The organism is Pseudomonas sp. ML2-2023-3 (assembly GCF_037055275.1).
Classification (GTDB): domain Bacteria; phylum Pseudomonadota; class Gammaproteobacteria; order Pseudomonadales; family Pseudomonadaceae; genus Aquipseudomonas.
The window spans coordinates 3,446,223-3,466,594 of sequence record NZ_CP146343.1 but is presented as its reverse complement, the minus strand read 5'-3'; the positions used below and the strand labels follow the sequence as shown (position 1 = coordinate 3,466,594).

Sequence of the window (20,372 nt, the reverse complement as noted above, 5' to 3'; positions counted from 1 at the left end):
GGCCGCCGTTTTATTTTACGGGTTTAAAAGTGAGCGGCATCCAGCTCATACAAGGATTCGCTGCCTGCCCGGATGGTGTGCTCAAGGCTCAACGTGCGCGGCAGCAGGCGGCTGAAGTAGAACTGCGCAGTGGCCAGCTTGGCGCTATAGAACGCCGGATCGGCATCCATCGAACGCTGCGCCACATCGGCCATGCGCGCCCAGAGCCAGGCGTACGCCACATACCCGAGCAGGTTCAGGTACTCGACGCAGGCGGCGCCGGTTTCGTTGGGGTTGACCTTGGCCCGAGCCTGCAACCAGTCACTGACGTTTTCAAGACGCTGTACCGCGTCGAGCAACTCGCTGGCGTAAGGTTTGCCGGGGCTTTGGGCAAAGTCGCGGATCTGCGCGGTAAACATGCGCAGGCTTGCACCGCCGTTGGCGATCACTTTACGGTCCAGTAAATCCAGTGCCTGGATCCCGTTGGTGCCTTCATAAATCTGGGCGATGCGCACATCACGGACCAACTGCTCCTGACCCCACTCACGGATGTAGCCGTGGCCACCAAACACTTGCTGCCCCAGCACGCAACTGTCGAACCCGGTATCGGTGAAAAAGGCTTTGGCCACCGGCGTGAGCAAGGCCACCAGCGTGCTGGCGTCCTGTTGTTCCCGGGGGTCGGGTGAGAACTTGGCGAGGTCCAGTTGTTGACCCACGTAGCTGGCGAAAGCCCGACCGCCTTCGGTCATGGCCTTCATGCTCAGCAGCATGCGTCGCACATCCGGATGAGCGATGATCGGGTCGGCTATTTTTTCAGGTGCCACGGCTCCGGTCGGTGCTCGGCCTTGCAGGCGCTCGCAGGCATAGGCACGGGCATTCTGATAGGAGGCTTCGGCGCAACCAATGCCCTGAATGCCGATCGACAGCCGTTCGTAATTCATCATGGTGAACATGGCTGCCAGGCCTTTGTTGGCGTCGCCAATCAACCAGCCCTGTGCACCGTCAAAATTGATCACGCAGGTGGCGGATGCCTTGATCCCCATTTTGTGCTCGATGGAGCCACAGCTCACGGCATTGCCTTGACCCAGGGAACCATCGTCATTGAGCAGTACCTTGGGCACCAGGAACAGCGAAATGCCCCGTGGACCGGCTGGCGCGTCCGGCAGTTTGGCCAGCACCAGGTGAATGATGTTTTCGGTCAGGTCCTGGTCGCCGCCGGTGATGAATATCTTGCTGCCGCTGATGCTGAAACTGCCGTCCGGCAGTGGTTCGGCACGGGTACGGATAATGCCGAGGTCGGTACCGGAATGGGCCTCGGTCAAACACATTGAACCGGCCCAGCGACCTTCATACATCGGGGGCAGGAAGATGCGTTTGAGGGCTTCACTGGCGTGGGCATCAATGGCCAGGCAGGCGCCGCTGGTCAATGCCGAGTACAGGGCAAAGCTTGCGTTGGCGCCGTAGAGCATTTCTTCAAATTGCACGGCCAGCATCTTCGGCATGCCAAGCCCGCCGAATTCAGGGTTGCCCGACAAGCCGACCCAGCCGCCTTCGATGTAGGTGTCATAGGCCGACTTGAAGCCCTTGGGGGTCGTCACCTGGCCTGCGTACCACTGGGCACCTTGCTCATCGCCACTGCGGTTGAGTGGAGCAATCAACTGGCCGGTGACTTTTGCGGCTTCTTCGAGAATCGCATCGCTTGTATCGGCATCCACATGATCGGCCAGTGCGGGCAGTCGGGCCCAAAGCGCAGGGGCCTCGAACAGTTCGTGCAGGACAAAGCGCATGTCGCGAAGCGGGGCATTGAAATCAGGCATGTGAAGTCTCTTATTCTGGCAAAAGATTCCCTGCGGGAGCGATCAAGCCCGCTCCCACCGTTGATTCAGGTGGCGCGATTACAGCGCTTTGGCCATGTCGCGCAGTACGTATTTCTGGATTTTCCCCGTAGAGGTCTTGGGCAACAGGGTAAACACCACTGTACGTGGCACCTTGAAACCGGCCAGGTGATCGCGGCAAAAGGCGATGATTTCTATCTCGCGTACCTGCTGGTAATCAGCCTTCAGGGTGATAAAGGCGCAGGGGGTCTCGCCCCATTTTTCATCCGGGCGTGCAACCACGGCGGCCTCCATCACGGCGGGATGGCGATACAGCACGCCTTCGACCTCGATGGTTGAGATGTTCTCGCCACCGGAAATGATGATGTCCTTGAGGCGGTCACGAATTTCGACATAACCGTCCGCATGACATACCGCCAGGTCGCCGGTATGGAACCAGCCGCCCTCGAAGGCTTCGGCCGTGGCGCTGGGGTTCTTCAGGTATCCCTTCATCACCGTGTTGCCGCGCATGAAGATCTCGCCCATGGTTTCGCCGTCACGGGGCGTGGGGATCAGGGTCTTGGGGTCGGCCACCATCAGCCCTTCCAGCGTGGGGTAGCGTACGCCCTGACGGGACTTTATCTGTGCTCGTTCGGCCAATGGCTGCTCGTCCCACTTGTCATGCCAGGCACAAATGGTGACGGGCCCATACACTTCGGTCAGGCCATAAACATGGGTCACCTTGATGCCCATTTCTTCCACGGCGCCAATGACTTTGGCCGGTGGCGCCGCCCCTGCAACCATTGCATGTACCGGGTGGTCGATGGCGGCCTTGGCTGACTCGGGCATATTGACCAGTGCATTCAGCACAATCGGCGCACCGCACAAGTGAGTGACCTGATGCTCGCGAATCAGAGTGAGGATTTTTTGCGGATCAACCCGGCGCAGAAACACATGCACACCCGCCAATGCCGTAATGATCCACGGGTAGCACCAGCCGTTGCAGTGGAACATCGGCAGGGTCCACAGGTACACGGGATGGTTGCCGATGGCCCAGACCATCTGGTTGCCCAGGGAGTTGAGGTAGGCCCCGCGATGGTGATACACCACGCCCTTCGGGTTGCCGGTGGTGCCCGACGTATAGTTGAGCGCAATGGCCTGCCACTCGTCTGCGGGCCACTGCCAGTCATACTCGGGGTCGCCTTCAGCCAGCAGTGCTTCATAGTCCAGTGTGCTGACAGGCTGGCCTTCGCCATATTCAGGGTCATCGACATCGATGATCAGCGGCGGATGGTCGAGCATGGCGACAGCGGCATGGACCACGTCATGGAATTCGCGGTCGGCAATCAACACCTTGGCTTCGCCGTGGGCCAGCATGAAGGCAATGGCTTCAGCGTCCAGGCGTACGTTCAGGGCGTTGAGCACTGCGTCGATCATGGGCACCGCAAAATGCGCCTCGAGCATGGCCGGAATGTTGGGCAACATCACCGCCACCGTATCGCCCTGGCCAATCCCGCGCCCGGCAAGTGCGCAGGCCAGTCGGCGACACCGGCTGTACGTCTGCGCCCACGTGCGGCGAATGGAGCCGTGAATGACGGCAGGGTAGTCGGGGTAGACGTTGGCGGTGCGTTCGATGAAGCTCAGGGGGGTCAGGGCAATATGGTTTACGGCAGTCGGCTCAAGGCCGTGCTCAAAAATCGACATGAGGGTCATTCCGGTGGCTGATTGTTAGCTCTATGGCTGCCTGCTCTGCCAATGGCGAGCGGGTCAGTTTTATGTCCGGTCTGACTTATAGCCCACTCTGGGTTTGATATGGAAGTAATACCTAAGCACTATAGTAGTTGTACTATATGGCTAACCGCTGCCCAACCGTCAGGATGCCGAATGCCGCCAACCCTGCTGCCCCATGATCCCCAACCCACTGTAGTGCTTGACGCAGACGGCTTGCCGCTGACGGCGAACCGGGCGTTGACCGGCCTGCTGAAGGGCGCGTTGCTGAGCAGCGTGAGTAACCTGTTGCCTGGCAATCTGCCCGAACTGGTTCGGGCCTGCCTGCAACAGGACAGGGCCATAGAGCAGGTAGAAGCACAATGGGATCAACAGGTATGGCTCTGGACACTGATTCCCGATCCCGATAGCCAGTGTGTCGTGGCCCGAGGTCGCGAGGCGAGTACAGAATTGCTGGCGGGGCGTGAAGCGGCCAAGGCCAGGCGCCTTTACCGGCTGATTACCGAAAACACCACTGATCTGATCTCGCGTCACACCCCGGACGGGCGCTTCCTGGATGCCTCCCCGGCGTCCTGGACCCTGCTCGGTTACTGGCCCGAGACACTGCGCGGCACCCGGGCCCAGCGCCTGTTCCATGCTCACGATCTCAAGCTGGCGCTGCGTCAGGCCCGGGATGCCCTGCAACTCGATGGCTATCACACCATGACTTATCGCATTCGCCATCACGGGGGGCATTACCTGTGGTTTGAAACCGCAAGCCGGGCAATCCGTGAAACGTATACCGGGGCGGTGGTTGAGGTGGTCAGTGTGTCGCGGGATATCACTGCCCGTATCCAGGCTGAAGAGAACAAGCGGCGGCTGGCCGATGTGGTGGAGGCCAACCCTGACCCTGTGCTGTTTATCGACCCCGCGGGCGGAGTGTCTTATCTCAATCCGGCGGCCCGGCGCATCCTCGGCCTGTTGCCCGCACAGGGCATGCCTTCATTGGCCGCGTTTCTGACGGCTCACACCCTGGCGATGCTGGAGTCCAGTGGCTGGAGCAGTGCCGAGCAGCAGGGTCTATGGAGTACTGAAACCCGTCTGCAGCCTTTGAATGGCGAGCCTTCGGTGCCTGTGTCGCTATTGCTGCTGGCCCATCGATCGACCGCAGGCGAACGGTTTTTCTCTCTGGTTGCCCGGGATATGCGCGAGCGTGAGTTGCGCGAAGCCCAGCAGCGTCATCATCAGGACGAGATGGCCCACACGACACGGTTGATCACCCTCGGTGAGCTGGCGTCAGGCATCGCCCATGAAATCAACCAACCCCTGGCGGCCGTGGTCAATTACGCCAACGCCAGCCAGCGTTACCTGCAGACCCTGGGCAGCAATCCTGAGGCTGTAGCGCGTGTGGCCCAGGGGCTGGAGCGGATCAATCTGCATGCCAACCATGCCTCTGAAGTGATCAAGCGTCTGCGCAGTTTTCTGCGCAAGGGGCGACGTAACCTGCAAGCGCTGGATGTCAGCGAGGTGGCGCGTCAGGCCGTGAGTCTATGTGCCTGGGAGGCCCGGGAACGTAATGTGGACATCGAGCAGCAATTACCGGACAACCTCGGGCGGGTATACGTCGATCGTGTGCTTCTGGAGCAAGTGCTGCTCAACCTGTTGCGCAATGCCATAGACGCCAACAGCGAGCAGCATCCCGGCCAGGCTTCGCGCATTACCCTGCAGGCGCAGACCGTCGCGGGCGGGGTACTGCAGATCAGCGTGCAGGATCAGGGGCCGGGTGTCAGTGCCGGGCAGCTTGAACAACTGTTTACGCCGTTTTACACCAGCAAGGTAGATGGGCTGGGACTGGGGCTGTCGATGAGTCGCAGCATCATTGAAGGCTTCGGCGGTGAACTCGACGCCCGGCCACAACCCGACGGCTTATTGATGTGCTGCAGCTTGCCGTTGATGGCATCACTCAAACCAACAAGAGAGGCAACATGACAACCCAAACCCGGTCTGTGGTGTACGTGGTGGATGACGATCAGGGCATGCTTGACTCGACCGTCTGGCTACTGGAGTCCGTGGGACTGAATGCGCTGGCGTTCACCAGTGGGCAAGCGTTTCTGCAAGCGTGCGATCCATCGCTCAGCGCCTGTGTGGTGCTGGATGTCCGCATGCCGGCAATGGGTGGCCTTAACGTGCAACAAGCGCTTCAGGAGCGCGGGATCAAGATGCCGGTGATTTTTGTCAGTGGCCACGCCGATGTGCCGATCGTGGTACGTGCTTTCAAGGCGGGCGCCCATGATTTCATCGAAAAGCCCTATAACCAGCAGTTGCTGCTCGATAGCGTGCAGCAGGCCCTCAGCGGCGGCAACGCACGGCAAACGGCAACCCTGGAGCAGACGCAGCTGGAGGCGCGACTGGACAGCCTGACGCCCCGTGAGCGGGATGTGCTCCTGCCCTTGGTCAAGGGCTACACCACCCGTGAAATTGCCGAGCAACTGGCGGTAAGCGTCAAGACCATCGACCTGTATCGCTCCCGGGTGATGAAGCGTATGCAGGCCCGACATTTGCCGGATCTGGTGGGCATGGCCATCGCAGCCGGTTTGGTCGATCCGCTCAGGTTGCGCTAGCCAGTAAAGCCTCAAAGGCGGCCATGACAGCGGGCGTATCGGTATGGGCGACGTTGAAGCGCATGCAGCGGCGCAACCGGGGGTCGAAACCGAACAGTATGCCGGGGGCGAGTACCAGATCACGGGCAAGCGCCTGCTGCGCCAGTGTTTCTGCATCCAGTCCGGCAGGCAGCGTGACCCAGATAAACATGCCGCCCGTATAGGGCACGCTCAATGTGAAGCCCAGCCCCCGCAGCCATGCAGCCACGCGTGCACCGCTGACCAGCAGGCCTTGCACCACGCGCTTGCGGTGCTTGTGATAAGTGCCGTCATTGAGCATCGAGCACACCACCTGTTCGAGCATTTCCGAAGTGATCCCGCCGCACATCAGCTTCATGTGGGTCAACTCGGCGGCCATTTGGGGGGTGGCCACCACAAAGCTCACCCGCAAGTTGGCACTGAGGGTTTTCGAAAAGCCGCTCAGGTAGGTCACTTGCTCTACGCCTGCCAGAGCCACCAGTCGCGGAGGCGGTTCGGGGTGCAAGTCGCCATAGAGGTCGTCTTCGATAATTGAGCAGTCATGGCGCTTGGCAAGTTCCAGCAGGCCGTAAGCCTGGCTCGGCGTAAAGGAGTGGCCGGTCGGGTTGTGCAGCAGCCCCGTGGTCAGGTAAAGCGTGGGGCGGTGCTGGATGAACAGATTTTCCAGGGCTTGCAGGTCAAGCCCTTGGACGGTGCGTTCCAGCGTCACTACGCGCACGCCGTGCAAGGCCAGATTGGCGTGAAAATTGAAATAGCAGGGCATGTCCAGCAGCACCGTATCGCCGGGCCGCACGCGCAGGCGCAGCAGCATGTCCAGTGCCAGCACGGTATTGGCGGTCGTGATGATCTGTTCGATACCCACATCCAGGCCTTGGCCCAACAGCTTCTGCTGCAAAGCCTGGCGCAATGGCAGATACCCCGCCGGATCGCCATAGCCGGTCAGGCGCAAGGTTGGCGAGCGGCTGAGCTGGCGCACGCTGGCGCGCAGGGCACTGGACTCCAGCCAGCTTTCAGGCAGATGCCCGCTTCCCGGGCGCAGGGCACCGCTGGCGCCGGTCAGGGAGCGGCGCAGGACGCTGCTCAAATCCTGTGGCAACAGGTCAAGGCCAATGGCGCGTCTGGCCACAGGTGCTTTCGACGCCACGAAATAGCCCAGCCCCTGACTGGAGGTAATCCGGCCTTGGCCGCGCAAGCGATCCAGCGCCTCAATCAGGGTGAACTTGCTGACACCCCAGTGTTGGGTCATCAGCCGCGCTGAGGGCAGTTTACTGCCGGGGCTGAACTGACCCTGATCGATGGCCTGGCCCAGCGCATCAACAATCTGCTGGACCTTGGGAATGCCGGGCTGGAACGAAACGCTGGGTAAGTGCATGCAGGACCTCATACTTTGCCGGTGATGTTACCAGTAAAGGTCGGTAAAGTTTGCCGGTGGTTGATCTGCCCATTCGGCTACGTCCTGCCTAGACTGCGGTGTCGCTCGCACAGGTTCGAGCGTTGATTGCGGGATGTAACGATCGAAATGGCCACACAACTCACACTTGTTTCCTTTTCTTATTTTCTGGTGTTCTGCGCCACCATGACCTTCAGTCCTGGCCCCATGACCCTGTTGCTGATGGGGTTTGGCATGCAGGAAGGCTTGAAGCGTTCAATGCCGGTGCAGCTGGGCGCCAGTGCGGCGTATCTGGTGTCGATCCTGATTTTTGCCGTCGGGTTTGCCGAGTTGATCAAAGGCAATCCACTGATCAGCCGTGCACTTCAATACATCGGAGTGGCGTACTTGCTGTATCTGGCCTGGCGGCAATGGAACAGCAACGGGCTGGCGCTGGATCGCACGGCAACCCTGGACAGCGGCTTCAAGGGCCGATTTGGCAAGGGCTTGCTCACCGGCTTCTCAAACCCGAAAACTATCGTCATGTTCAGCGCAGTGTTCCCGCAGTTTGCCGGGCAGGGCAGTGCCACTCGGGCCCAGGACCTGATCGTGCTGGGGCTGGCGTTTTTGCTGTTGCAGTTCGCCAGCGGCTGCTTGTATTGCTACTTTGGTCAGCGGATTCGCCGTGTGCTGCAAAGCCCGTCGCGGCAGGTGTTGTTGCAAAGGGCAACGGCAGTGATGCTCTTGGGTGTGGCCCTGATGCTGGCGCGGGGGATTTGACAACTGATCAAAACGCTATAAGTGCGCTGAATTATCATGGCTATGGGTTATATTGAGACGTGTTTCAACCCGTATCGAGATTGGTTGTGTCGACTATTGACCCTGCAGTAACCCTGGTATCAGCCATTGAGTTAAATCAGGTTCAAACACCTGTGGCGCTTTATCTTCAGCGTCTTGCTCCCTCCAGCCGGCAAACCATGCGCTATGTCTTGCAGGAGGCTGCAGATCGGCTGGGCGCTGAAGACGTGGCGATTGACGAATTCCCCTGGCATCACTTGCAACCCGGGCATATCACCGCACTGGTGGCTGCATTGCGCGAGGACGGCTACGCGCCCAATACCTCATCCCTGTACGTCAATGCCATTCGCGGCGTCATGAATCAGGCCTGGCAGCAGAGCCTGATTACCCAGGATCATTTGTTGAAGATTCGTGCCGTGAAGGCGGGAGGCGGCTCGCGCCTGGTCAAGGGGCGCAACCTGCGACGCAACCTGATCCGCGAACTGATGGATGTCTGTGCGGCAGATCCGCGTCCGCAAGGGCTCAGGGATGCTGCGATCATTGCGATTCTGTACGGCTCGGGGATGCGCAAGTCGGAGTCGGTGAACATGGACCTTTGTCAGGTCGATGTGGAGCAGCGCAGCTTGCAGGTATTGGGCAAAGGCAACAAGGAACTGATCAAGTTCGCTCCGGCCTGGGCCTTTGAAAAGCTTGAGGCGTGGCTGGCGTTTCGTAGGGCCCAGCTGCCGGATGGCGTGAGCGATGACACGTTTCTGTTCAATCGCATCCGCCGCGGCAATCACATCACCCGCGAGCGCATTACCAAGCATGCGATTTACTACATTGCCAAGCAGCGGGGCAAGCAAGTGGGGGTAGACATCATGCCCCACGACTTTCGCCGTTCGTTCATTACCCGCGTGATTGAAGAATACGACGTATCCATCGCACAAAAACTGGCCCACCACGCCAACATTGCCACCACCGTTAGCTATGACGTGCGAGATGACAATGAGCGGCGCAATGTGACAGACCGGTTTTTGTTGTAGCACAAGCCTTGCGGCATGCGGGTGCTGGGATTTGATGCATCGCGAGCAAGCCCGCTCCCACAGGTTCGTCAAGTGTTGGTTTTAAGCTTGGTCCACAGGCGGGTGGTCAAGCGGGCAACCTTGGCCGGCAGGTCTTCTACGGTGAACAGGGTGTCGATCACTTCCTTGGACGGGTAGATCGCCGGGTCCTGTTTCACGTCTGGCGACAAGTACGCATCCGCCGCCTGATTAGGGTTGGCGTAGTGGATCTGGTTGCTGATATTGGCAATCACTTGCGGGGCCAGCAGGTAGTTCATGTAGGTGTAGGCATTCTTCTCATGGGGCGCGCTTTTGGGCATGACCACCATGTCGAGCCACAATGTGGAGCCTTCCTTTGGAATCGAGTACGCAATATTGATTCCGTTCCTGGCTTCCTTGGCGCTGGCCGCTGCCTGCACCACGTCACCGTTGAAGCCGATCACCGCACAGATATTGCCGTTTGCCAGATCGCTGATGTATTTGGATGCGTGGAAGTACTGAACATAGGGCCGGATTTTCAACAGCGCCTGCTCGGCTTTCTTGTAATCGTCCGGCTCGTGGCTGTGGTGTGGCAAGCCCAGGTAGTTGAGGGTGATGGGCAGCACTTGCGTCGGGTTGTCGATGATTGCGACCCCGCACTGGCTGAGTTTTTTGATGTTGTTTTCATCAAAAAACAGGCTCCAGGACTGGGTGACATCGGTCGTGCCGAAAATGGCCTTGATCTTCTCGACGTTGTAGCCAATCCCCGCCGTTCCCCACATGTAGGGGTAGCCGTACTGGTTGCCGGGGTCGTTGACTTCAAGCTTTTTCATCAAGACCGGATCAAGGTTTTTCCAGTTGGGCAGCTGGCTGCGGTCCAGTTTCTGGATGGCACCGGCCTTGATCAGGCGAGACAGGAAATGGTTCGAAGGGCTGACCACGTCATAACCGGTATTGCCGGTCATCAACTTGGATTCCAGGACTTCGTTGCTGTCGTGAATGTCGTACGTTGCCTTGATCCCTGTTTCCTTGGTGAAGGTGGTCAGGGTGTCGTCGGCGATATAGCCGTTCCAGTTGGAAATATTGACGCTCTCGTCCGCCAGGCTGGCTGTGGAAAACGCTGCAAGCATGACCGCAAGGGAAACCGAGTTGATGTGCATGTTCAATCACCTTTTCAAGGAGCTCTTATTCTTTTGTGGTGTGAAAGTTTCAGATTTCTGTTTTGGCCCTGACCGCTTCCATGCGCATTCGCAGCACTGCACCGATATCGAAGAACGGGCGGGGTGGAAGCCAGCCTGGCTGGGCTCTGTCCATGACCGACTGCAGCAGCGCAGAGCTGGCGCCAGATGCCATTTCGGCGAGCAGGCGCCCCCACAGAGTGCCGCGGGCAACGCCGGAGCCATTGCATCCGGCCACGGCATAAACCCCTTCTTCAACCTTGGCAAAGTAAGGCTGGCCGCTGCGCGTAGCGCTCAGGTGGCCGGTCCAGGTGTAGTGAATGTCTTGCTCGCCGAGTCCGGGGAAGCGACGCTGCAGGCCCAGTACGTGGTGCTTGCGACGCTGAATCAGATCACTGTCGGATAAATCCCGGGGCCGGTATTCCGCCGTGTTGCGGATCATCACCCGGCGATCCGGGGTCAGTCGTACCGTGGCACCCAACGGACGGGTCGACAGCACGCCCCAAGGCTCAACACTGCCGATGGCCTGGTATTCCGTGTCCGTCAGCGGGCGGGTCAGGCTGGCGCTCAGTTCCATCGGGAAGGTCGCGCTGTTGTCGATTCCGGCTCGGGGGATAAATGCATTCAGGCACACCAGCACCTGGGTAGTCTCGATGCTGCCCTGGGTGCCTGCGGCTCGAATCCGACCGCCACTGAGGCGCTCAAGACCGGTGATCTCGGTGTTTTCAAACAGGGTGACATTGGCCGGCAATGAATCCAGCAGGCCTTTCACGTACTTGGCGGGCTGCAGCAAGGCATTGCCATTGCCGCACCAGATCGCGGCCTGGTAATGCCGGGTGCCGAGTTTTTGTGCCAGTTGCGCGCCTTCCAGAAACTGCGCAGACGCGCCCACAGCGCTCAGGGTGTTGAGTTTGGCTTCGACATGGTTCAGCTTGCGCGGGTCGTTGACGGCGAAGTAGTAGCCCGAGTCCCGGTACTCGCACTCGATGCCGTGGCGTGCAATGCGCATGCGCACTTCTTCACCCGCTGCCTGGCCAATGGATGAGTCCACTGCAAACCCAGCAAACCCGCTTTTGCCGATCAGCTCATCGTCGCCCGGATTTTCGTGGGCCACGGCATATCCGGAGTTACGCGCCGAAGCGCCCTGGGCCGCCCGTTGCCTGTCGACAATCACGATGCGTGCCTCTGGGTGCAGTTCAGCCAGTGAATGGGCCGCACTCAGGCCGGTGATGCCGGCACCGATAATGAGCCAGTCGGCTTTCTCTGAGCCTTTGAGGTGATCACGGCAAGGGGAGCTTCCTGCGAGCGCAATCCAGCCACATTCATTTTTCACGGTTCACCTCGTTTGACTGTTGTTCTGACCGCACCCTGGCGTTAATGCATGCGCTAATCGCATGACTGCTAGCAGGTAGCGCTCTCTATAGCTTGAATTTAGGCGGTGACAGGTGATATATCCAACGTTATAAATTCATTGATTGATTCTGAAAACGCATGGATAAAATCCGTCACGTACCCTCGCTCCAGGGATTGCAGGCGCTGGTCGAGGTTGCAGACTCGGGCAGCTTCACTCAGGCCGCGCAAACCCTGTGCCTGACTCAAAGTGCTGTCAGCCGCAAGATTCAGCAACTTGAAGCGCATTTCGGTGTTGCACTGTTTGCCCGTACCAGCCGCAACGTGCGCATGACAGGGGAAGGGGAGCAGGTACTGGCCAGTGCCCGCAGTATTCTTGAGCAATTGAAAGTGCTCGAAGACCGGATTTCGCCGCAAAAACGGCCCTTTCGAATTCGCATGCATGTTTCGCTGGCCGTTCGCTGGTTACTGCCAAAGCTGAGCGACTTTTACCTGCAGCATCCGGATATCGCCTTGTCGATTGAGACGGTCGCGACCGAAATTGTCGAACCGGCCAGTGACAGTGACGCCTATATCCTTTATCTGGCACGGCCTTCGAACGATCCGGCCTGTATGGCGCTCTTTGACGAAGCACTGGTGCCAGTGTGTGCGCCGGGTCTGGGCCCGCTGACGTCGATGGAGCAGCTTGTGCACTTTGCGCTGTTGCATCGCTCGGCCGACCAGCAAGCCTGGATTGACTGGCTGGCAGCGAACGGAGGCAAATCGCTGCAGGCCTACAGGCATATTCCGTTCAATCTCGACGAGCTGGCACTGGATGCCGCAGCGCGGGGCCTGGGTGTGGCGGTGACCGACATGACCCTGGCGGCAGAGTCCATTCAGCGCGGGGTGTTGATTGTCCCGTTCGGCGAGCCGTTCAAGACCGGTGGCAACTATTCGCTGTGCCTGCAGCCATCGGCGAACTCCCATCCGGCGTGTTCCGAAGTGCTGCAATGGTTTGCCCGACAGGCCGAGTGATAATGGAAGAGGGGGAGACTTGTTAAATTTTGTAATAAGTCTTCTCGCAGGAATATTTATAAATCGCTGTAGGATTGCCTCCCCAATTCAATACAGGTTTGTATGAACGCCCTACAGGAACCACCCAGTCGCAGCTCTGAGCCTGCGCCCCTTCTTCGCTTGATCACCTCTGTCGAGCGTGCTTTACCTTTATCCAGCCCTCCGTTTTGCGATAGCACATCCGCTGCTACGCTTGCCCGTGCGCGCTCGTCGTTAACCCTGAACCTTCGTGAGATTGACTGATACCTATGGAATGGATTGCAGATCCCACGGCCTGGCTCGGCCTGTTGACGTTGATTGTGCTGGAACTGGTACTGGGCATTGATAACCTGGTGTTTATCGCCATCCTGGCGGACAAGTTGCCGCCGGAGCAGCGCGACCGTGCCCGGGTGATCGGTCTTACCCTTGCACTGGTGATGCGCCTGGGCCTGCTGGCCAGCATCTCGTGGATCGTCACGCTGACGGCGCCGTTGTTTGAAGTGTTCGACAAATCGTTCTCGGGTCGCGACCTGATCATGCTGTTCGGTGGTCTGTTCCTGTTGTTCAAGGCGACGATGGAGTTGCATGAACGACTGGAAGGGCATGTGGCCGAACGTACATCAAACATGGGCTACGCCATGTTCTGGCCGATCGTGGCGCAGATTGTGGTGCTCGATGCCGTGTTCTCCCTGGATGCCGTAGTGACTGCTGTGGGCATGGTTGAACACCTGTCGGTGATGATGATCGCGGTGGTGTTCTCGATCGGCTTGATGATCATTGCCAGCAAACCCCTGACCAAATTCGTCAACAGTCATCCGACAGTGATCATGCTGTGTCTGGGCTTCCTGATGATGATCGGCTTCAGCCTGACCGCCGAAGGCCTGGGCTTCCACATTCCCAAGGGCTACCTGTATGCAGCCATCGGCTTCTCGATTCTGATCGAAGTGCTGAACCAGATTGCCCGTGCGCGTCGCAAGAAAAGCGTGCAGGGTCTGCGCCCGATGCGCGAGCGTACGGCTCATGCAGTCTTGCGTTTGCTGGGCGGTCGTACCTTGAATGCAGATGAAGTGGGCGAAGACATTGCTGACATGCTTGAAGGCGGCGAAGACAAGGAAGTTTTCCACCGACGCGAACGCGTGATGATCAGTGGCGTACTGCAACTGGCAGAGCGCCCGATTCGTACCGTGATGACGCCTCGGGCCGAGATCGATCATATCGACCTCGCGGATTCAGCAGACACCATTCGTACGACGCTGATGCACTCGTCGTACTCTCGACTGCCGCTGATCCGCGAAGGCCGGGTTGACGAGCCGCTGGGCTTTATTCATAAAAAGGAATTGCTCAAAGAGCTGTTGGCAGGTCACGAACCTGATCTGGAAGCCATGGCCCGCAAGGCAATCAACCTGCTGGACAGTTTCACGATACTCAATGCTCTGGAGCAGATGCGCAAAGAGTCGACGCACATTGCGTTCGTCATCAACGAGTTCGGTGACTTTATCGGCCTGTTGACCATGACCGACATTCTGGAGTCCATTGCCGGCGAACTGCCGGATGCCAGCGAGATCGAAGGGCCCAATATCGTTGCCCGCGAGGATGGTTACCTGGTCAGTGGTGCATTGAACCTGAGCCAGATCCGTCAGCACATCGGCTTTGCGGCCAAGGCTACGGATGACTATCAGACAATAGCCGGGATGGTCATGAGTTTGCTGGATCGCCTGCCGATGATTGGCGACAAGCTGGAGTGGGAAGGCTGGACCATGACTGTGGTCGAGGTAGAAGAGCGTCGAGTGACGCGGGTGTTGCTGAGCAAGCCTGCAGAGGTTTTGGCTTAAACATAGAACCTGTGGGAGCCGGGCTTGCCTGCGATGGCAATACCTCGGTCAGTCAGACCGAGGTATTGCATCCCACAAGGGTAGTGTTTACTGGCTGTCAGGCAGCGCGTAAGCGATCACGTAATCGCCACGATCAGGCGACTGGCGTGCACCACCGGCGGTGATGACGATGTATTGCTTGCCTGTTTTAGGCGATACAAAGGTCATCGGGCCGCCCTGGCTGCCGACTGGCAAGCGGGCTTTCCAGGCTTCTTCACCGTTGGCCGAGTTAAAGGCGCGCAAGTAGTAGTCCTGGGTCCCGGCGATAAACACCAGGCCACCTTGAGTGGACAGCGTACCGCCCAGCGTCGGCATGCCGATGGGCAGTTGCAGACCCATTTTGATCCCCAGCGGGCCGGTGTCCTGAACGGTGCCGACCGGCACTTGCCAGGCGATTTTCTGGGTCTTCATGTCGATGGCCGTCAGCGTCCCGAAAGGCGGTGCCTGGCACGGAATGCCTGCCACCGACAGGAAGCGGTTCTTGTTCACGGCATAAGGCGTGCCCTTGAGCGGTACTGCGCCCATCCCGGTGTTCAGTGCTTCACCGCCGGAAGAAGCCTTGGCGTCTTTTTGTTGCGGCACCATCTGAACCCACAAGCCCAGACGCATATCGTTGACGAAGATAAAGCCGTGTACCGGGTCAGTCGACAGGCTGCCCCAGTTCATGCCACCCAGTGACCCCGGGAAGCTCAGCGACACGTCAGCGCCTGGCGCGGTGTACAGGCCTTCGTAACGCATTTTCTTGAACGAGATACGGCACAGCATCTGGTCGAAGGGGGTGGCACCCCACATGTCAGATTCAGTCAGTGTCTGCGCGCCGATCTGAGGCATGCCCACGGACTTAGGTTGAGTCAGCGAGTAGGGCTCATCAGGGATGTTCGACGGCTTGACCGCAACTTCTTCGACTTTGGTCAGCGGCTGACCCGTGTGACGATCCAGCACAAAAATCTGACCGGCCTTGGTACCGATCACCAGGGCAGGCACCTTGCTGCCATCTGGCTTGGCAAAGTCGATCAGGCTTGGCTGCATCGGCAGATCGAAGTCCCACAGGTCATTGTGGACGGTCTGGTACACCCATTTTTCTTCACCAGTGGTCGCGTTAAGCGCCAATACGGATGCGCCGTACTTGTGATTCAGAGCGGTACGTTCCACGCCGTAGATATCGGTTGACGAACTGCCCATCGGCAAAAACACGGTGTTCATCAGCGGGTCGTAGGACATCGGTGCCCAGCTGTTAGGCGTGCTGCGAACGTAGGTCTTGCCGTCGGCCGGGGCGTGTTTGTCTTCTGGATTGCCCGGATCAAAAGCCCAGCGCATGGCGCCCGTGATCACGTCGAAACCACGGATAACGCCGCCTGGCATGTCGGTTTGCACGTTATCGGCAACACGGCCGCCCACCACCACTGTGGTGCCAGCCATCAACGGCGCTGACGACAGCTGGTAGTAGGAGTCAGGCACATTGCCCAGCCCGTTTTTGAGATCAACCTGGCCATTGGTGCCGAAGTCCGGGCAGAACTGGCCGGTATCCGCGTCCACAGCAATCAGGCGTGCATCGATGGTATTGGTCAACAGCCGGCGCTGGCACGCAGCACCGGGGGCAACGCTGACGGCCGCTGCCGGAGTACTGCCATCGGTAGGCTGGGTGACGGCGCCAGTGGCGTCAAAATAGGCCAGGCCACGGCAACGCTGCCAGACAGCTGCCTGTGCATTGATGTTGTTTTTCCACAGCTCTTTACCCGTGTCGGCGTCTAGGGCAATGAGGTTGTTGTGCGGTGTGCAGATGAAAACCTTGTCGCCCACTTGCAGCGGGGTCATTTGATCTTCCGCACCGTTACCGTTGCTGATGGCCACGTCGCCGGTCTGGTAAGTCCAGGCCGGAACCAGTTTGGACACGTTGCTGCGGTTGATCTGGTCCAGTGCCGCAAAGCGGCTGCCGCCCTCGTCGTTACCGTAATGTGCCCAGTCTTTCTGGGCCTTGTCCGGATCAACCTTGGTCAGGCCGGGACCGTTGCCGGTTGGTGCGACCGAAGCGTGTGGCTGAAACATCCCCCAGGCACCGGCAACGATGGCCATAGCCAGCACTGCGCCGAGTGCGTAGCCAGCGTTGCCGTTGAGTCCGTTGGCCTTGCGCAGAGTCGGGTAAACCAGCGCCACGACCAGGCTCAGCCCCGCGAGGGCGAACAGGCGTGAAACCAGCGGCCAGAACACCAGTCCGGCGTCGACCACTGCCCAGATCACACTGGCAACCATGACGGCGGCGAACAGCCAGGCACCTGCAAGGCGCTTTTTGAACAGGAGAATGGACGAGGCAACCATCCCGAGGCCTGCGAGCAGGAAGTACAGGCTGCCACCCAGCGTGGCGAGGTAACCGCCGCCGGCTACATAGAGCAATCCGAAAACAAGCACACCGAGAGCGGCGACCCAGATGGGCCAACGGCTTACAGCTGCCGAAGGTTGAGAGTTAATCATTTTTCATGACCCTATTGATGCATGAACGGTTGGGAGGAGGGTATAGCGTTTAACTGTAGCGGCTTGCAGGGCAGGAGCAGGCGCGTTCGGTGATTCTTCACGTCGTCGTGGCCCATGCAGGGCGAGTCAACAGAGCGAGGAAAAGTCGAAATAGTTTTGTACTAAATAGTTAGTTTCCTTACTTTAACAAAAACACGGCCCTGCGACAAATTGTCAGTGCCCTCACGCGTAGGGGGTGCCATCTTTATGGGCGAAATGCCATTTGCCATCAGCCTGCGTAATGGCCTGCAGATCGTCAGAGGGGTAGGTCACGCAATCGCCAGGGCTGCGGTCGCCGACTTCAAGAATGACGCAGACGGCGTCCGTCCTGTTCTCCAGATGGTGGGCAAGGCCTTTGGCGGGAAAGCCTGCGACCATCCCCGGGGCCAGTTGCAGCGTGTCATCCCCTCGAAGCAGGGTGGGATGACCTTCTAGCACATAGATAAATTCATCCTGCTGCGAGTGCGAATGATGAAGCGCCGAAAGGCTCCCCGGGGGAAGGTGGATGAGATTCACGCCAAAATTTTTCAGATTGAACAGATCTCCCAAGGGTCGTTTGGAACGGCCCAGCATCAGGGAAGCGAAGGGCTGCGGGTAATTGCTGGGGCGGGTTCGCTCTGGGGTGTCGAGCGCATAGATCGGATCAGGCTCAGTGGGGCGAGTCATTTTGCATCCCTCACGCTCAGCGGGCAGTGGCAAAGCCAAAGCATAGTTGCTCCTGGCCTGTGCAATCAGTACAAGCGCCGGGTTTTTGGAGGCGCCTTGAGCTGGACGGAGGTGAGGGAAAGAGGCATAAACAGGGGTTATTTATAACTATACTAAATAGTTCTTTAGTATAGTTATAACCTAATCATCTTGAAAAGACCGATAATAGCAGGATTGGCCTCTCATTCACCCAGTTTCGCGCCCGCGAAACTCTTGTCTTGGTGAAGTTTCTCAAGGTATTCCATCAAATCTACCTCTTTATAATCCTGAAAGTGCCCGAGTAGAAGCTCTGTTAGCTGTGTTTCACTTAGCCTAATGATCCCCGCAGCCCTTGAAATTTGGCCTTCTGAGCGTCTAATCACTTGGCTGATTTGCGCAACAATTCGGGCTTTTCTGAGCATTTCTTCGGGGTTGGCCATGCCGATATCAGCGTAAACGTTGTCTGGAATGTCCGTTTTTTCGACTGGAATCAGGTTGGTAACTTCTTCTAATGTTAGAGTTTTGGTGCGATCTGCATTGATCTCTAACAGTCGTTGTTCAGCAATACGAACGTCCTCCAGATCTTCCAGATTGTTAGACTCGTTATATGTTTTCATGGCTGATTAACCTTGAGTGGCTGAGAGGTTTTCGTCAGCGTTAACGAACCGTCAGGCTGCTTTTCAACGGTCAGCGTGTCACCAATGACAAGGCCCATTTGGCTGAGCAGATCATCGGGCAACGGCACGATCATGTCGCCAGTGCCGTCGGCAGCGTCTTGGCAGGTCACAGTCCAGCGTTGGTTTTCAGTACCTGGTACACGGTTCATGGTTTTGATCCCGAGATGGTCAGAGGTCGATAATGCCTGTCTGCCTGTTGAAAAGCAGCCTCCACTGGCCCTGACCCTCCAATACCAAGGTTCGCATAATGTATATTATGTTAAACGAGGTGCTATGTTAGGAATGTTCATGATGTCAGCACTTGTCAGCACTCCTTGAAAATGAGAAAACTTCCATAAATAAAATAATGCTTTAGGGGCAAGCAGTTACGACCATAATCAGTAATTTCACGGTTGCTTCGGAGCGTGGACACCCCTTCGTAAATAAGAAAGTGTTGGGCGGATTGTAAAAGAATAAATACCGGTGAAAACCCCACTCCGTCATCGCGATATGTAGTGGTCAACTCATCCCGGACACGGTTTTGAGTTTTTCTTCCGTTTTCGCTGGGGCCAATCCATCGTTAAATTGATGAGGTCGGATCCAGTTGTAGTGATGCATCAGGTACTGGCTAATATCTCTCTGAGCCTGGTGGCCGGTCATGTAGCCAGTGGTTGGTATCCACTCTGTTTTCAAGCTGCGAAAAACCCGCTCCATCGGCGCATTATCCCAGCAGTTTCCTCGGCGGCTCATACTCTGACGCATGCGATAACGCCACAGCCGCTGGCGAAAGTTGCGGCTGCCATATTGGGATCCCTGGTCTGAGTGAAATAGCAGGCCTTGCGGCTTGCCACGCTGCTCGTAAGCCACATCCAACGCCTTGATCACCAAGTCTGCATCCGGCTTTTCTGATAACGCCCAGCCCACCACTCGGCGAGCGTAAAGATCCATGACAACCGCAAGGTAGTGCCATTTCCCCTGTGCCCAGATGTAGGTGATGTCGCCGCACCAGACCTGGTTGGGCGCTTCGACATCAAATTCTCGGTTCAATATATTTGGGATATCCGGCCGCTCGACTGTCGCCTTTTTATAGGCGTGTGATCCTGGCTGCTTGCTGACCAACTCCAGCTCACGCATCAGCCTGCGTACCTTAAACCGTCCAATTTGCTCACCTTCTTCTTGCATCATCAACGTGATGCTTCGACTGCCGGGAGCACTTCGGCCCTGGGTGAACAACTCGCTCACTCGGCTACGCAGCCTGAGCCGCTCAACATCTGGTGTTCGCCGCCTTAGACGATGCGCGTAGTACCCCGAACGAGCGACCTCAAACGCCTCGCACAAGCAGTCAACAGGCTCATGGACGCTTAGCTGATTGATCAGCGCGTACGCTCGAGATCTTCCGACATCAAGAGCGCGGTAGCCTTTTTTAATATTGATTTCTCGCGCTCGAGGCGAGCAATCCGAGCTTCCAACTCCTGGATTTTTTGCTGCTCTGGTGTCAGGGCCTTGCTCTGGGGCGTGACGCCGGTGCGCTCTTGCTGAAGCTGGTCGACCCAGCGGCGCAGCGCCGACTCACCAACACTCAGTGAACGACTGGCTTCGATGAAGCTGTAGTTTTGCTTGAGCACGAGGTCGGCAGCCTCGCGTTTGAATTCAGCGGAAAAGGTACGGCGTTGTTTGGTCATCTGACACCTCGATCTGGCGAGTATTCTCGCCTAAAAGGGTGTCCGGTTTCATTAGACCACTACAGACAGACCTCATGAACCGT

16 protein-coding genes are annotated in these 20,372 nt (G+C 58.0%); 6 read left to right on the top strand and 10 right to left on the bottom strand.

The features are described 5' to 3' along the window. Window positions 1-23 precede the first annotated feature (23 nt). Window positions 24-1,796 (bottom strand): acyl-CoA dehydrogenase C-terminal domain-containing protein, encoded by a 1,773-nt coding sequence (locus tag V6P94_RS15870; protein ID WP_326397899.1) that lies wholly within the window; start codon window positions 1,794-1,796, stop codon window positions 24-26. A gap of 78 nt (window positions 1,797-1,874) precedes the next feature. Continuing rightward, entirely contained in the window at window positions 1,875-3,497 is a 1,623-nt protein-coding gene (locus V6P94_RS15865; protein ID WP_338647642.1) for an acyl-CoA synthetase, read from the bottom strand. Between the two features lie 180 nt (window positions 3,498-3,677). Between V6P94_RS15865 and V6P94_RS15860 the strand changes: the two genes are divergently transcribed. Both V6P94_RS15860 and V6P94_RS15855 read left to right on the top strand, forming a co-directional pair. Next, on the top strand, window positions 3,678-5,489 hold the full coding sequence (locus tag V6P94_RS15860; protein ID WP_133078087.1) for a PAS domain S-box protein: 1,812 nt from the start codon (window positions 3,678-3,680) through the stop codon (window positions 5,487-5,489). Beyond that, the gene (locus V6P94_RS15855) at window positions 5,486-6,121 is read left to right on the top strand and encodes a response regulator (RefSeq protein WP_133078088.1); all 636 of its coding nucleotides are present in this window, start codon (window positions 5,486-5,488) and stop codon (window positions 6,119-6,121) included. The genes V6P94_RS15860 and V6P94_RS15855 overlap by 4 nt, the downstream gene beginning before the upstream one ends. On the opposite strand, the gene V6P94_RS15850 is transcribed toward V6P94_RS15855, so the two are convergent. Then, window positions 6,108-7,511, bottom strand: coding sequence for a PLP-dependent aminotransferase family protein (locus tag V6P94_RS15850; protein WP_326397898.1), 1,404 nt, complete (start codon window positions 7,509-7,511; stop codon window positions 6,108-6,110). The two genes, V6P94_RS15855 and V6P94_RS15850, sit on opposite strands and share 14 nt — an antisense overlap. A gap of 147 nt (window positions 7,512-7,658) precedes the next feature. Here V6P94_RS15850 and V6P94_RS15845 point away from each other — a divergent pair, with 147 nt between their 5' ends. Both V6P94_RS15845 and xerC read left to right on the top strand, forming a co-directional pair. Continuing rightward, the gene (locus V6P94_RS15845; RefSeq protein ID WP_338647638.1) at window positions 7,659-8,288 is read left to right on the top strand and encodes a LysE family translocator; all 630 of its coding nucleotides are present in this window, start codon (window positions 7,659-7,661) and stop codon (window positions 8,286-8,288) included. 95 nt (window positions 8,289-8,383) lie between these two features. Beyond that, on the top strand, window positions 8,384-9,331 hold the full coding sequence (gene xerC / locus V6P94_RS15840; RefSeq protein WP_326399081.1) for a tyrosine-type recombinase/integrase: 948 nt from the start codon (window positions 8,384-8,386) through the stop codon (window positions 9,329-9,331). A gap of 68 nt (window positions 9,332-9,399) precedes the next feature. Here the strand turns inward: xerC and V6P94_RS15835 are convergent, their stop codons facing one another. Together V6P94_RS15835 and V6P94_RS15830 are read right to left on the bottom strand one after the other, a co-directional pair. Then, window positions 9,400-10,488, bottom strand: coding sequence for a polyamine ABC transporter substrate-binding protein (locus tag V6P94_RS15835; RefSeq protein ID WP_133078091.1), 1,089 nt, complete (start codon window positions 10,486-10,488; stop codon window positions 9,400-9,402). Window positions 10,489-10,537: 49 nt separating this feature from the next. Continuing rightward, a complete protein-coding gene (locus V6P94_RS15830; RefSeq protein WP_338647636.1) occupies window positions 10,538-11,839 on the bottom strand; it encodes an FAD-binding oxidoreductase in 1,302 nt (433 codons plus the stop codon). A 158-nt stretch (window positions 11,840-11,997) separates the two neighbouring features. Here V6P94_RS15830 and V6P94_RS15825 point away from each other — a divergent pair, with 158 nt between their 5' ends. After that, window positions 11,998-12,870, top strand: coding sequence for a LysR substrate-binding domain-containing protein (locus V6P94_RS15825; protein ID WP_326397895.1), 873 nt, complete (start codon window positions 11,998-12,000; stop codon window positions 12,868-12,870). A gap of 287 nt (window positions 12,871-13,157) precedes the next feature. Then, window positions 13,158-14,720 (top strand): TerC family protein, encoded by a 1,563-nt coding sequence (locus tag V6P94_RS15820; protein ID WP_133078094.1) that lies wholly within the window; start codon window positions 13,158-13,160, stop codon window positions 14,718-14,720. An 87-nt stretch (window positions 14,721-14,807) separates the two neighbouring features. On the opposite strand, the gene V6P94_RS15815 is transcribed toward V6P94_RS15820, so the two are convergent. The 5 genes from V6P94_RS15815 to V6P94_RS15795 form a co-directional block, all read right to left on the bottom strand. Then, on the bottom strand, window positions 14,808-17,228 hold the full coding sequence (locus tag V6P94_RS15815; RefSeq protein ID WP_326397894.1) for a glucose/quinate/shikimate family membrane-bound PQQ-dependent dehydrogenase: 2,421 nt from the start codon (window positions 17,226-17,228) through the stop codon (window positions 14,808-14,810). 222 nt (window positions 17,229-17,450) lie between these two features. Next, the gene (locus V6P94_RS15810; protein ID WP_326397893.1) at window positions 17,451-17,933 is read right to left on the bottom strand and encodes a cupin domain-containing protein; all 483 of its coding nucleotides are present in this window, start codon (window positions 17,931-17,933) and stop codon (window positions 17,451-17,453) included. A 221-nt stretch (window positions 17,934-18,154) separates the two neighbouring features. After that, the gene (locus tag V6P94_RS15805; protein WP_133078097.1) at window positions 18,155-18,568 is read right to left on the bottom strand and encodes an XRE family transcriptional regulator; all 414 of its coding nucleotides are present in this window, start codon (window positions 18,566-18,568) and stop codon (window positions 18,155-18,157) included. Further along, on the bottom strand, window positions 18,565-18,777 hold the full coding sequence (locus V6P94_RS15800) for a hypothetical protein (RefSeq protein WP_133078098.1): 213 nt from the start codon (window positions 18,775-18,777) through the stop codon (window positions 18,565-18,567). Before V6P94_RS15800 ends, V6P94_RS15805 begins: the two co-directional genes overlap by 4 nt. A 349-nt stretch (window positions 18,778-19,126) precedes the next feature. Then, a protein-coding gene (locus V6P94_RS15795; protein ID WP_095019831.1) for an IS3 family transposase occupies window positions 19,127-20,289 on the bottom strand; the annotation gives its coding sequence in 2 pieces (ribosomal slippage) (window positions 19,127-20,034 and window positions 20,034-20,289; 1,164 coding nt in all). Window positions 20,290-20,372: the final 83 nt, after the last annotated feature.

What these genes read in the sequence shown, in the direction of transcription:
- V6P94_RS15850 (WP_326397898.1), bottom strand. Translation starts at nt 7,511, where the DNA reads ATGCACTTACCCAGCGTTTCGTTCCAGCCCGGCATTCCCAAGGTCCAG.
- V6P94_RS15815 (WP_326397894.1), bottom strand. Translation starts at nt 17,228, where the DNA reads ATGATTAACTCTCAACCTTCGGCAGCTGTAAGCCGTTGGCCCATCTGG.
- V6P94_RS15800 (WP_133078098.1), bottom strand. Translation starts at nt 18,777, where the DNA reads ATGAACCGTGTACCAGGTACTGAAAACCAACGCTGGACTGTGACCTGC.
- V6P94_RS15810 (WP_326397893.1), bottom strand. Translation starts at nt 17,933, where the DNA reads ATGACTCGCCCCACTGAGCCTGATCCGATCTATGCGCTCGACACCCCA.
- V6P94_RS15870 (WP_326397899.1), bottom strand. Translation starts at nt 1,796, where the DNA reads ATGCCTGATTTCAATGCCCCGCTTCGCGACATGCGCTTTGTCCTGCAC.
- V6P94_RS15825 (WP_326397895.1), top strand. Translation starts at nt 11,998, where the DNA reads ATGGATAAAATCCGTCACGTACCCTCGCTCCAGGGATTGCAGGCGCTG.
- V6P94_RS15865 (WP_338647642.1), bottom strand. Translation starts at nt 3,497, where the DNA reads ATGTCGATTTTTGAGCACGGCCTTGAGCCGACTGCCGTAAACCATATT.
- V6P94_RS15820 (WP_133078094.1), top strand. Translation starts at nt 13,158, where the DNA reads ATGGAATGGATTGCAGATCCCACGGCCTGGCTCGGCCTGTTGACGTTG.
- V6P94_RS15805 (WP_133078097.1), bottom strand. Translation starts at nt 18,568, where the DNA reads ATGAAAACATATAACGAGTCTAACAATCTGGAAGATCTGGAGGACGTT.
- V6P94_RS15860 (WP_133078087.1), top strand. Translation starts at nt 3,678, where the DNA reads ATGCCGCCAACCCTGCTGCCCCATGATCCCCAACCCACTGTAGTGCTT.
- V6P94_RS15835 (WP_133078091.1), bottom strand. Translation starts at nt 10,488, where the DNA reads ATGCACATCAACTCGGTTTCCCTTGCGGTCATGCTTGCAGCGTTTTCC.
- V6P94_RS15855 (WP_133078088.1), top strand. Translation starts at nt 5,486, where the DNA reads ATGACAACCCAAACCCGGTCTGTGGTGTACGTGGTGGATGACGATCAG.
- V6P94_RS15845 (WP_338647638.1), top strand. Translation starts at nt 7,659, where the DNA reads ATGGCCACACAACTCACACTTGTTTCCTTTTCTTATTTTCTGGTGTTC.